This window comes from Serratia silvae, from assembly GCF_023282985.1.
Taxonomy (GTDB): Bacteria; Pseudomonadota; Gammaproteobacteria; order Enterobacterales; family Enterobacteriaceae; genus Chania; species Chania silvae.
The window spans coordinates 25,771-38,392 of record NZ_JAGQDC010000022.1 but is presented as its reverse complement, the minus strand read 5'-3'; the positions used below and the strand labels follow the sequence as shown (position 1 = coordinate 38,392).

Sequence of the window (12,622 nt, the reverse complement as noted above, 5' to 3'; positions counted from 1 at the left end):
AAGGAACTTAGAACGACGTGCGTTTATAGATACGGTATTGCGGACGCCAGAAGTTATGCTCAATGGCTTTAGACAACGCCTCTTCCGACGTCACTACTGCCACTCCCTGCAACTGAGCGGCTTTGCCCACTTCCATCGCGATGCATTTGGATACGCCTTGAATATCATCGATATTCGGCAGCAGTGCGCCGTGGCCATCGGTAGCTAGCGGAGAGCAGTCGGCCAGGGCGCGGCTGGCGGCCATCAGCATGGCATCGGTGACCCGTTTTGCCCCAGCAGCCAGTACGCCAAGGCCAATCCCTGGGAAGATATAGGAGTTGTTGCACTGGGCAATTGGGAACAGCTGGTCTTTATAGGTTACCGGTGAGAACGGGCTGCCAGTGGCGACCAGTGCGGCACCGTCGGTCCAGTTGATGATATCTTCTGGCCGGGCTTCCACGCGGGAAGTCGGGTTGGACAGCGGCATTACGATCGGGCGCGGGCAATGCTGGTGCATCTCACGGATCAGTTCTTCGGTAAATAGCCCCGGCTGGCCAGATACGCCGATCAGCACTGTCGGCTTGGCGTTGCGCACGACTTCCAACAGGGAGATCGCATCGCTCTCCACCTGCCATTCTTCCAGACTGGCACTTTTCTGCACCAGTTTGCTCTGGAAATCGAGCAGGTTTGGCAGCTTATCCGTCAGTAGGCCAAAGCGATCAACCATAAAGACGCGGGCGCGGGCCTCCTCTTCACTCAACCCTTCCGATTTCATCTGGGCGATGATCTGCTCGGCAATCCCACAGCCTGCGGAACCGGCACCCAGGAAGGCAACGGTTTGATCGCGCAGTTGGCTACCAGCGGCACGGCTGGCGGCAATCAGGCTGCCCAGCGTCACGGCGGCTGTGCCTTGGATATCGTCGTTAAAGCAGCACAGTTCGTCACGATAGCGATTAAGCAGCGGTGTGGCGTTGTTCTGGGCGAAATCTTCAAACTGCAACAGCACGTTCGGCCAACGGCGTTTCACCGCCTGGATGAATTCTTCCACAAAGGCGTGATATTCATCGCCAGAAATACGCGGATGACGCCACCCCATATAGAGTGGGTCGTTCAGGCGCTGCGGGTTGTTGGTACCGACGTCCAGCACCACCGGCAAGGTATAGGCCGGGCTGATGCCGCCACAGGCGGTGTACAGAGAGAGCTTACCGATTGGAATCCCCATACCCCCGATGCCCTGGTCGCCCAGGCCAAGGATGCGTTCCCCGTCGGTGACGACAATCACCTTAACGTTCTGCTTGGTGGCGTTTTGCAGCATATCGTCGATGCGATCGCGGTTCGGGTAGGAGATAAACAGCCCACGTGCGCGGCGATAGATATCGGAGAAATGCTCACAGGCTTCACCCACGGTTGGCGTATAGATGATGGGCATCATCTCGCTCAGATGTGAATCCAACAGGCGATAGAACAGCGTTTCGTTGGTGTCCTGGATATTACGCAGGTAGATGTGCTTGTCGTTATCGTTCTTGAAATCCTGATACTGACGGTAAGCGCGTTCCACCTGTTCTTCGATGGTTTCTATCGCTTCTGGCAGCAGGCCGTGCAGGTTGAAGTTACTGCGCTCTTCTTCGGAAAAGGCGCTGCCTTTGTTCAGCAACGGGAATTCCAACAGGATGGGGCCAGCGTAGGGGATATAGAGAGGGCGTTTGCTTTCGTATTCCAGTTCCATCAGTTTTACTCTTTGCCTAGGGTAAGCTTTATTACTGCCGATCCTAAGAGATCGGCAAAATATGTACAGCATTTGTTAGTAAATAATGAGGAATTATCGCTTGTTGCTGGTTTTTTAGACGGATTGCGGCGGAGCACAGTGGCCCCGCCTGAGGGATCAGAAGGTGATACGTTTGACGTCTTGGCAGCCCAAGGCCGCCAGGGTGGCGTGGGTGGCATCCCACTGGGTCAGAACTGCGACTTCCGCTTCTGCCAAGACAGCGCGGCGGATTTTCTGGCAATTACCACCGGAGACATTCATCAGGATCAGTGCGGCCTGCAATGGCGGCAGGCTAGGGTTGAACGCGGCGTTTTCTGCATAGCGGCCCGCGTAAACCTTGCCGTCTTCGGCTTCCAGCGCTACGCCGCTATGGGCGGTGCTGTAAGGAGCATGGCTGCGGTTGGCTGCGTCCAGGGCGGCTTTCGCCAACTCATCATCCAGCGTCAGTTGGAATCCGTGATCGACCGGATCCATCAGCAACTCGCTGATTTGCAGATCTTTTGGGCCAAAGGAGTAAGGCAGGTAATCACCCAACGTGGCGGTTGCCCGTGCAGGCAGGTGGATCTCCAGCTCGGTGCCACTGTTAAGCTCATTCATAAACTGGCGGCAGTGACCGCAAGGCGAGTAGTTGACGGTTACTGCGACCAGCTTGGCTTCGCCTCGCAGCCAGGCATGTGTGACTGCGCACTGTTCCGCGTGCACGGTTTGCTGCATGGGGGCACCCAGGAATTCCATATTGCCACCAAAATACCAGTTGCCGCTGACGCCACGCGCCACCGCCCCCACGTGGAAATGCGAAATTGGCGTTAACGAGCAGGCGGCCGCCAATGGCAGCAGAGAAAATGCCAGAGCATCGTCATCCAACCCGCACTGTTGCTTGATCGCCGCGATCTGCTCGGCCTTGAACATGGCTGCGAAATCAGGTGCATCTAGATAAGGCAGCAGGGCGGATTGCAAGGCCGTTGGCAATTCGCCGTAGGCAGTTTGAAAGCGCGAATGCATAAGGAAGTCTCTCTACAAGTTAACGGGTTAACATTCTAGGCAACCGGCCCACAACAAAATGTGATTTATATCTATTTTTTAATGAAACCAGTGCAATGAAAACCATAAATGCGAGACTTGTCGCAAGTTTTTAGCCGTTAACCAAACAGCCGCAATAATATCGGGAACACAAACGGCGCGGTCAGTGAAGTGATAATCCCGCAGATAACCAGAGCCAGCGAACTGAATGCGCCTTGTTGGTAATCCATTTCTACGCAGCGTGCTGTACCCAACGCATGCGAGGCTGTTCCCATCGCCAAACCGCGCGATGAATTGGTGCCGATCCGCAATAGGCCAAGCAGCGAATGGCCGAAAACCGCCCCTAGAATACCGACAAAAATTACGCACACCGCGCTGATGGCTGGGATGCCACCAATCGACTCGGCAACCGCCATGGCTATCGGGGTCGTCACCGATTTTGGCAGGATCGAGGCGGCAATCTCGGGCTTGGCCCCCATTAGCAGGGCAATGGCACCACCGCTGATCATCGCGGTCATGCTGCCAATAAAGCAGACGGTGATGATGGATTTCCAACGCGCGCGGATCTGATGGATCTGCTCGTATAGCGGAAAGGCAAGGGCGACCACCGCCGGTTGCAGCAGATCGTTGAGAATTTTGCTGCCTTGGAAATAGCGCTCATAAGGAATGCCGGTCAGCAACAGCAGCGGGATGATTACTGCCATTGAGACCAATAATGGGTTTAGCAACGGCATATTGAGCTTTTGCGCCAGCTTGCGTGACGCGTAAAACACCACCAGGGTCAGCGGCAAGGACCACCAGATATTTTGCATCATTGCTCATCCCTCGTATCTTTTGCCTTACCGAGGATGATGCGTTCGCGGTGGAAGTAATGTGAAGTATAGCCGACTACCACAAACACCAGCAGCGTACTGATCAGGCAAGACACCACCAATGGAGCCAGATCGTCAACTATCTGGTCGTAATACTTCATGATGCCGACGCCGATAGGCACAAACAGCAGCACCATATAGCGGATAAACAGATGGCAGCCAGGCTTGACCCATTTGGCCGGTAGAATTTGGGAGGAGAGCAGGGCAAACAGGATCAGCATCCCGATAATACTGCCGGGGATGGCGATTGGCAGCAGCGCCGTAATGGCGTTACCGGCGAACAGGCTGAGGTAGATCAGCACAATCGCCCTGACATATTTCCAACACAGGTTAAATAGGTTGCCCATAGTGCATTCTCGTTGATGTTGACGCATTCATCATACAATTAAACCGTGAGCTACGCCACAAAACGCATCATGAATTCTCGCTATGCCCATCATGCCATTTTGGCAAGATTGCGGCCTGCCTTAAGAGTAGCGGGCCAGGCTGGCTATTCCGCGCTGCTTAGGCTGGCAAGTGGCTTTTGCTGTTCCGCCAACCGATGGCCGAGGAAGAAGAACAGCAGGCTGAACAACGCGGCGGCGATTAACACCAGGAACATCACCGGTGGTGGCGCGTAGCTCAGCAGGAAGCCGCACATCACCGGGTTGATGGCTCCCCCCAAATTACTCAGGCTCTGCACGCCGTAATAGCTGCCTTTCAGGTGCGGCGGGGCGATAAAGTCGATAAACATATATTCGACCGGAATGACGATGATTTCCCCCAGGGTGAAAATTGCCATGGCCAGCACCCATAGCCATATCGAAAGACCTGCCAGCATAAAGCCGATCAGCCCCAGGACAAAAAATAGCGTACCCAGCATCAGCCAGCGCAGCATGTTGTCCTGGCGCATACCTCGGCTGATCAGATACTGCAGGGCGATCACGATGCAGGCGTTGACGATCATCACCACGCCAATCACCTTGTAGGCAAATTCGGCATTGCTAACAATGATCAGATACTGCGACAGGTAGCCGGTAAATTGGCCAAACACCACCGCGCCTAACGTGCTGCCGAGGGTGAAATAAATCAGCCGCCGATCGCCGCGCAGTGTATTCACCGTCTGGCGGAAGTTGAGTACCGAAGGTGGGGGATTACCGGTTTCTTCTGCCGGTGGTGAGGGATAGTTGCGCAGGCGGAAGCTCAAGGTTATTACCGTCAGTAACGCCAACCCGCCGGAAAGGTAGAACGGCAGCAATGGGCTGTATCCGGCGACCATCACGCCCAACGATGAACCGACGGCCCAGCCAACGTTGACCAGCGTATAGTTGATCGAGAAGGCCTTGATGCGCTGATTTACCGGCAGCCAGCTGGCAAAACAGGCCTTGATGGCGATGCTGAGCACTGCATAGGCGGTATGTAACATGGCCAGCACCAGGATGACGCCCGTGGGGCGCGAGACCCACGGGATAGCAAAAAAGCTCAGCGAAAATAGTAGGATGGCGAGCAGGATCAGCGGATTTTTATTAAAGCGATCGACCAGATAGCCGCCATAAAAGCTGCTGATGATGCCGATAGTCAGGCTGACGCCCAAGATAATACCCACGCTTTTCGGTAGCAGGTGGAAGTGCTCGGTCAGGTAAATGGTGATAAAGGGCAGCGTGACGCCACGGCCTATGGTCAGCACCAGCGAGCTTGCCAGCAATATCTTAATCAGTGGGGGGAATCCCTTCATAACCAAACCTGTTGATGCATACAGTTATTACGCCAATGCAACTACAGTAGCTTATTTTGTGGTGCAGAGAAGGGGGGGACGGAAAAATTGTTTAAAAAAAGAGGCTACGTCTGCAGCCCCTCGGTAAAACAGCATTATTTACCGGATTTAGCCTGCAGGGTGGCAAACCAGGGCTGGATGAAGTCTTCGCTATTGCCCCAGCCCGGAATAATCTTGCCCAGTGAGGCCACGTTTATCGGGCCAGTCTGGCTGACCAGCAAGGCCTGCGGGATGGCGGCGGCTTTAAACTGATAGGAGGCAGGGGTTGGTTCGCCAGCCAGCTTGTTGGCGATCAGGCGTAGGTTGACGGCCCCGATCAGCTTGGTATCCACCGCGACGCTGACCTTCCACGGGCTACCGGCTTCGCGCATCAGTTGCAGATCCTGATTGGAGATATCGATGCTGTAGAGCTTGATCTCGGTGCGGCCATTTTCTTGCAGCGCCTTATAGGCTCCCTGGCTGAAGGCATCCCAGGTGCCCCAGATGGCATCGATTTTACCTTTCGGGTATTTGGCCAGCACCGCGCCCACTTTATTGGCGGTATCACCCTGGACATCGGAGGACACTGCCCCGATCGACTCCAACTCATGAATACCCGGATTTTGTTTGAGCAATTGCTGGTAAGCGGCCTGTCGGCGCTCCATCGGCGGGAAGCCCGCGACCCACAGCTTGATAATGTTGGCCTGGCCGTCGAAGTCTTTGATCAGTTGGCCGAAGGACTCATTGGCCAGCGAGGCATCATCCTGTTGGGAAACGGTGACGCCGGGGATCTCGCCGCTAACGTCGGTATCAAAGGCCGACACCGCAATGCCTGCCGCTGCGATGCGTTTGACCAGATCGGTAGAGTAGGGCGCACGCCCTTGAGAAAGAATGATGCCGTCATACTTCTGGCTGATGGCCTGGTTGACGAAGTCCTGAAAACGCGCGTCATCGCCGTTGCTCAGGAAGGTATCGACCTTGAAACCGAGCTTGCGCCCCTCCTGGATTGCTCCGGCCAAAAACTGGGTGGTGTTGTCATCGGAACCCAGGTTACGGATCACCGCGACGCGGATCTGCCCTTGATGTTGGGCAATAGCGTCAGGAACGGGGGCAAGCGTGGCCTCAGCGGCCAGCAGGGGCAGGCTGGTCAGCAGGCAGAGGGCGAGCAGTGAGGTCTTTATCGTTTTCATTATTGGCTCCGAAGCAGGTGAAGAGTTTCTGGTAAAATTGGATGTGTGGATATCTTTCCGTCTAGACGTCCATATTATGCGATGCAGCATCATAACCAGATGCCTGGCAATTGGGAATCCACCGGCTTATGAATTTTTCTCAGGTGTTATAACGATTGGTTTGGATGGGGCGCGCAGTTTTGGCAGGAACTACTGGCTGTAAACCAGAGGGTGAAGGAGTTGATACGGAGTTGGTCAGGCACAGAAGAGCTATAGGTGGTAAGTACAGTCCCCCGCCCCCTTGAGTGAGGGGGACTGTACGATATTACAAAAGCTTACTTAACCTGCATGCCAGGCTGTGCGCCGCTGTCCGGGCTGAGCAGGAAGATCTCTTTGCCGCCAGGGCCAGCCGCCATCACCATCCCTTCGGAAACGCCAAAGCGCATTTTACGCGGCGCCAGGTTGGCCACCATAATCGTCAAACGCCCTTCCAGCAGTGAAGGATCAGGGTAGGCCGAACGGATACCGGAGAAGATCTGGCGCGATTCGCCACCCAGATCCAACTGCAGCTTCAGCAGCTTGTCGGAACCTTCAACAAACTCAGCGCTCTTGATCAGCGCAATGCGCATATCGACCTTGGCGAAATCGTCAAAGCTGATGGTGTCCTGGATCGGATCGTCCGCCAGCGGGCCGCTGACAACCTTCTGGCTGGCGACCAGATCCTCTTTTGATGCATTAACCATTTCATTCACTTTGTCGAGATCGATACGGTTGAACAACGCCTTGAAGGTGCTTACCTGATGGCCCAGCAGCGGTTGCTCAATGCCATCCCAGCTCAGTTCGCAGTTGAGGAACGCTTCTGCACGTTCGGTCAGCGCAGGCAACACTGGCTTCAGGTAGGTCATCAGCACGCGGAACAGATTGATACCCATCGAACAGATAGCTTGCAGATCGGCGTCGCGGCCTTCTTCTTTCGCTACGACCCAAGGAGCCTGCTCATCGACATAGCGGTTGGCCAGATCGGCCAGCGCCATGATTTCGCGGATCGCCCGGCTGGTTTCACGGCTGGCATAGGCCTGAGCAATGCTGGTAGCAGCATCAACAAAGGTCTGATATAGCGCAGGGTCGGCCAGGTGATCGGCTAACTGCCCGGCAAAACGCTTGTTGATAAAGCCAGCGTTACGGGAAGCCAGATTGACCACTTTGTTCACGATATCCGCATTCACGCGCTGCACGAAGTCTTCCAGATTCAGGTCGATATCGTCGATGCGTGAAGAGAGCTTGGCGGCGTAGTAATAACGCAGACAATCGGCATCCAGGTGCTTGAGGTAGGTGCCCGCTTTAATGAAGGTGCCGCGAGATTTGGACATCTTGGCGCCGTTCACCGTCACATAGCCGTGCACAAACAGGTTGGTTGGCTTGCGGAAATCGCTGCCTTCCAACATCGCCGGCCAGAACAGGCTGTGGAAGTAGACGATATCCTTACCGATAAAGTGATACAGCTCGGTAGTGGAATCTTTGCGCCAGAACTCGTCGAAATCCAGATCGCCGCGTTTGTCGCACAGGTTCTTGAACGAGCCCATGTAACCGATTGGCGCATCCAGCCAGACGTAGAAATATTTGCCTGGGGCATCAGGAATTTCGAAGCCGAAATACGGCGCATCGCGGGAGATATCCCACTGTTGCAGGCCTGACTCGAACCATTCCTGCATCTTGTTTGCCACCTGCTCTTGCAGTGCGCCGGAGCGCGTCCAGGCTTGCAGCATGTCGCTGAAAGCGGGCAGGTCGAAGAAATAGTGCTCAGAATCACGCATTTCCGGGGTAGCGCCAGAAACCACGGATTTAGGATCGATCAGCTCGGTTGGGCTGTAGGTTGCGCCACACACTTCGCAGTTATCGCCATATTGGTCCGGAGCTTTACATTTCGGGCAGGTGCCCTTCACAAAACGATCCGGCAGGAACATGCCTTTCTCGGGATCGTAAAGCTGAGAAATGGTGCGTCGCTTGATATGACCGTTCTCTTTCAAGCGGCCATAGATCACACCTGACAGTTCACGGTTTTCTTCGCTATGGGTCGAATGATAATTCTCATAGCTGATGCCAAAACCGGCGAAATCCTGTTGGTGCTCGCGGCTCATTTCCGCGATCATCTCTTCTGGCGGGATACCCATCTGCTGTGCTTTGAGCATGATTGGCGTGCCGTGCGCGTCATCCGCACAGATGAAATGAACTTCGTTGCCGCGCATTCGTTGGTAACGAACCCAGATATCTGCCTGGATGTGCTCGAGCATGTGGCCGAGATGGATGGAACCATTTGCGTACGGTAGCGCGCACGTCACCAATAATTTTTTCGCGACTTGAGCCATAATAAAAAGTTGCTTTCTTTAATGAGTGAAAAGGGTCTTTGATGTTACCCGATCGCGCTCTCTGCTGCTAGGGCGGTTTCTTGCAGGTTTACGAGCGAGTTGCCCTGCAGTTCTGATATGCTTATCAGGTTGCTACCCATTCAAAATCAAGGAGCCGGGATGAACGCCCAATCCCCTGAGCAGACCAACCCTGAAGTTCTGCGCGCCCTGGTGACCGGAGTATTGGCCGCCTTCGAACACCCGACGTTAAAAAACAACCTGACCGCACTGAAAGCCATTCACCACTGCACGCTGCTGGACAACGTCCTGCATATCGAATTGGTCATGCCGTTTGCCTGGCAAAGCGGGTTTGAAGCGCTGAAAGAGACGGTAAGCGCCGAGCTGCTACGCGTGACCGGCGTTCAGGCTATCGACTGGAAGCTGAAACACGATATTACCACGTTGAAACGCGCCAACGACCAAGCCGGTGTGAAAGGCGTGCGTAACATTATTGCCGTCAGCTCAGGCAAAGGCGGGGTGGGGAAATCCAGCACTGCGGTCAATCTGGCGCTGGCGTTGATCGCCGAAGGTGCCAAGGTGGGTATCCTGGATGCGGACATTTATGGCCCGTCGATCCCCAACATGCTGGGGACTGAGCATGAACGCCCAACCTCGCCGGACGGCCAGCATATGGCTCCGATCATGGCGCACGGTTTAGCGACCAACTCTATCGGCTACCTTGTCACCGACGATAACGCCATGGTGTGGCGCGGGCCGATGGCCAGCAAGGCGCTGCTGCAACTGCTGCAGGATACGCTGTGGCCGGATCTGGATTATCTGGTGCTGGATATGCCACCGGGGACTGGAGATATCCAACTGACCTTGTCGCAGAATATCCCGGTGACGGGTGCGCTGGTGGTGACGACGCCACAGGATATTGCCTTGCTTGATGCCGCCAAAGGCATTGTGATGTTCGAAAAGGTGCATGTGCCGGTATTGGGCATCGTTGAGAACATGAGCATGCATGTTTGCAGCAACTGTGGTCATCACGAGCCTATTTTCGGCACCGGTGGGGCAGAGAAGCTGGTGCAGAAATACCATAGCCGTCTGTTGGGGCAAATGCCGTTGCATATCTCACTGCGTGAAGATCTGGATCGCGGGCAACCAACGGTGGTCAGCCGCCCGGACAGCGAGTTTGCCGAGATGTACCGCCAACTGGCGGGGCGCGTAGCGGCTCAGATGTACTGGCAGGGGGAAGCTATCCCTACCGAGATTTCCTTCCGCGCACTGTGATTGCCCTGCATTAAATTGTTAGTTTAGTCTTCTCGGCGCCCCCTCTCCGTAAAAAGGAGAGGGGGCAGTATGGGGCTGCGTTGAGGTACAGGAGTCAATCTGTGGCAAACGTATTCGACGGATGTTGAGGTTAGATGTAGGCGTTAATCTGTGGCACGTTCTGTCCCCTATCCCTGTGGGAGAGGGGCCATTAACGACTCTGAGGTGCTGAAACCTGTGGTTTTTTGTGCAAATCAGCCCGGACAAAAGGTTTTTCTACCGGCGCAATGGTCACTGCAATCCTTTCCAGTAACCCCTGGGTCGGTGCCGCAGTGCCGGAATTGATCAGGACAATGGGTAGCGCCAGCGTAACGGCGATTTTGCGGTAGGACAGCCGCGGTGGCTGTGTGCCACGTTGCAGCATTAAGAAGGTGCTGCTGACGATAAAGCCGAGCGCCAGACCGGTGATCACCTCAGAAGTAGAATGGGCGTGGATCACCAAACGTGAATCACCGACTACGGCGGCCAACAGATAGCCGACGATCACCGCAGTACGCCTGACTGGTGACGAGAAACGCCCACAGAGCAACCACAGCAAAACCGGCCAGATACTGGCAGACAGGGCCGAGTGGCCGCTGAACCCGGTAAAATCCCAGTGGCGGCTGCCGATGCCCCAGCCCATAAACGCCAGCTTCGATACGCAAACTACGGCTCCAACGCCACCAAATAGCAGTATCCATTGCCAGGTCGGTTTTCTGCTGGTAGGGGACAGGAGTAAAATAATAAAGACGATGGCTGCGCAGGGCAGCAGCAGCATGCTGTCACCAAAAAAAGTCAGAAAATGCCAGTTCATGTGCGGTTGTACTCTAAGAAATAGGATCGAGGGCGGCCTTGATGATGGTGTGAATTGTACCCTGAGTCGCCGATTTGCAGTAGCGTAAAAAATCTTAAATCCCCCAGCCAAAGAAAATCGGAGCGTTAATCTGGGGATTATCTCCCGTCCTACCGTCTAAACGCTGGCGCCTGAGGCGCTAACTCCCTATAATTAGCGTGTTTTACACCCCTTTCCCCACATTGAACTCAGGTCTTTAATTTTATGACTGACAAGTCGCATCAGTGCGTCATTATTGGTATAGCTGGCGCATCAGCCTCCGGAAAAAGCCTTATTGCCAGTACGTTATACCGCGAACTCCGCGATCAGGTTGGCGATCAACATATCGGTGTGATCCCGGAAGACAGTTACTACAAAGACCAGACGCATCTGACCATGGAAGAGCGGGTCAAAACCAACTATGACCACCCCAGCGCCATGGATCACAATCTGCTGTTCCAGCATCTGCAAATGTTGAAATCCGGCAAGGCGATTGAGTTGCCGCTGTATAGCTACACCGAACATACGCGTAAGAAAGAGACGATCCATCTCGAACCCAAGAAGGTCATCATCCTGGAAGGGATCCTGTTATTGACGGATATCCGCCTGCGCCAGGAAATGAACTTCTCGATCTTCGTCGATACCCCGCTGGATATTTGCCTGATGCGTCGTATGAAGCGCGACGTGAATGAGCGTGGCCGCTCCATGGATTCCGTGATGGCTCAGTATCAGAAAACCGTTCGCCCAATGTTCCTGCAGTTTATTGAGCCTTCAAAGCAATACGCCGATATTATCGTACCGCGCGGGGGTAAAAACCGTATCGCGATAGATATCCTGAAGGCAAAAATCAGCCAATTCTTTGAATAACTCATTAACAGGTCTGCATGTTTTTGCTGGCCTTTAGCGAACTATTTGAGCCCTGACATAGACCTTTAGCCCGTTGTGTGGCAATTTTCGTGTAAGTTTATGCGCCTTGATGGAATGGAGAAAATAATGAGACTGTGCGACCGCGATATCGAAGCCTGGCTGGATAACGGAAAACTGGTGATTTCACCGCGTCCTCCCATTGAGCGTATTAACGGGGCCACAGTGGATGTCCGTCTGGGCAATCAGTTCCGCGTGTTCCGTGGCCATACCGCTGCCTTTATCGATCTCAGTGGCCCAAAGGATGAAGTGAGTGCTGCCCTCGACCGCGTAATGAGCGACGAAATCGTGCTGCCGGAAGGCGAAGCCTTCTTCCTCCATCCAGGAGAATTGGCGCTGGCGGTGACGCTGGAGTCGGTCACCATCCCTAACGATCTGGTCGGTTGGCTTGATGGCCGCTCTTCGTTAGCCCGCCTGGGACTGATGGTGCACGTTACCGCACACCGTATCGATCCAGGCTGGCAAGGCTGCATTGTGCTGGAGTTCTATAATTCAGGTAAGCTGCCGTTGGCATTACGCCCTGGCATGTTGATCGGTGCGCTGAGTTTTGAACCGCTTTCCGGGCCTGCGGCACGGCCATACAACAGCCGCCAGGACGCGAAATACAGGGATCAGCAAGGGGCCGTGGCCAGTCGTATTGACAAGGATTAACAGCGAACCGGTATTACGCTGA

Annotated in this window: 11 protein-coding genes; 3 read left to right on the top strand and 8 right to left on the bottom strand. The window is 54.6% G+C overall.

Features of this window, described 5'->3' with window-relative positions; all coding sequences use genetic code 11:
- Positions 1-7 precede the first annotated feature (7 nt).
- The 7 genes from KAJ71_RS20915 to metG form a co-directional block, all read right to left on the bottom strand.
- On the bottom strand, positions 8-1,705 hold the full coding sequence (locus KAJ71_RS20915; RefSeq protein WP_248947456.1) for an NAD-dependent malic enzyme: 1,698 nt from the start codon (positions 1,703-1,705) through the stop codon (positions 8-10).
- 156 nt (positions 1,706-1,861) lie between these two features.
- On the bottom strand, positions 1,862-2,746 hold the full coding sequence (gene cdd / locus KAJ71_RS20910) for a cytidine deaminase (protein ID WP_248947455.1): 885 nt from the start codon (positions 2,744-2,746) through the stop codon (positions 1,862-1,864).
- 137 nt (positions 2,747-2,883) lie between these two features.
- Complete coding sequence (locus tag KAJ71_RS20905; protein ID WP_248947454.1) at positions 2,884-3,579, bottom strand: CidB/LrgB family autolysis modulator; 696 nt, start codon at positions 3,577-3,579, stop codon at positions 2,884-2,886.
- Positions 3,576-3,983, bottom strand: coding sequence for a CidA/LrgA family protein (locus KAJ71_RS20900; RefSeq protein ID WP_248947453.1), 408 nt, complete (start codon positions 3,981-3,983; stop codon positions 3,576-3,578). The genes KAJ71_RS20905 and KAJ71_RS20900 overlap by 4 nt, the downstream gene beginning before the upstream one ends.
- 143 nt (positions 3,984-4,126) lie before the next feature.
- Positions 4,127-5,350: an MFS transporter gene (locus KAJ71_RS20895; protein WP_248947452.1), complete on the bottom strand. Its 1,224-nt coding sequence runs from the start codon at positions 5,348-5,350 to the stop codon at positions 4,127-4,129.
- 134 nt (positions 5,351-5,484) lie between these two features.
- On the bottom strand, positions 5,485-6,558 hold the full coding sequence (locus KAJ71_RS20890; RefSeq protein WP_248947451.1) for a sugar ABC transporter substrate-binding protein: 1,074 nt from the start codon (positions 6,556-6,558) through the stop codon (positions 5,485-5,487).
- 314 nt (positions 6,559-6,872) lie between these two features.
- The gene (metG, locus tag KAJ71_RS20885; RefSeq protein ID WP_248947450.1) at positions 6,873-8,903 is read right to left on the bottom strand and encodes a methionine--tRNA ligase; all 2,031 of its coding nucleotides are present in this window, start codon (positions 8,901-8,903) and stop codon (positions 6,873-6,875) included.
- 159 nt (positions 8,904-9,062) lie between these two features.
- Here metG and apbC point away from each other — a divergent pair, with 159 nt between their 5' ends.
- Positions 9,063-10,175, top strand: coding sequence for an iron-sulfur cluster carrier protein ApbC (gene apbC / locus KAJ71_RS20880; RefSeq protein WP_248947449.1), 1,113 nt, complete (start codon positions 9,063-9,065; stop codon positions 10,173-10,175).
- 190 nt (positions 10,176-10,365) lie between these two features.
- Here apbC and KAJ71_RS20875 read toward each other — a convergent pair whose 3' ends face one another.
- A complete protein-coding gene (locus tag KAJ71_RS20875) occupies positions 10,366-11,007 on the bottom strand; it encodes a phosphatase PAP2 family protein (protein WP_248947448.1) in 642 nt (213 codons plus the stop codon).
- Between the two features lie 243 nt (positions 11,008-11,250).
- Here KAJ71_RS20875 and udk point away from each other — a divergent pair, with 243 nt between their 5' ends.
- Both udk and dcd read left to right on the top strand, forming a co-directional pair.
- Complete coding sequence (udk, locus tag KAJ71_RS20870; RefSeq protein WP_248947447.1) at positions 11,251-11,892, top strand: uridine kinase; 642 nt, start codon at positions 11,251-11,253, stop codon at positions 11,890-11,892.
- A 126-nt stretch (positions 11,893-12,018) separates the two neighbouring features.
- On the top strand, positions 12,019-12,600 hold the full coding sequence (dcd, locus tag KAJ71_RS20865) for a dCTP deaminase (protein WP_024484888.1): 582 nt from the start codon (positions 12,019-12,021) through the stop codon (positions 12,598-12,600).
- Positions 12,601-12,622 lie beyond the last annotated feature (22 nt).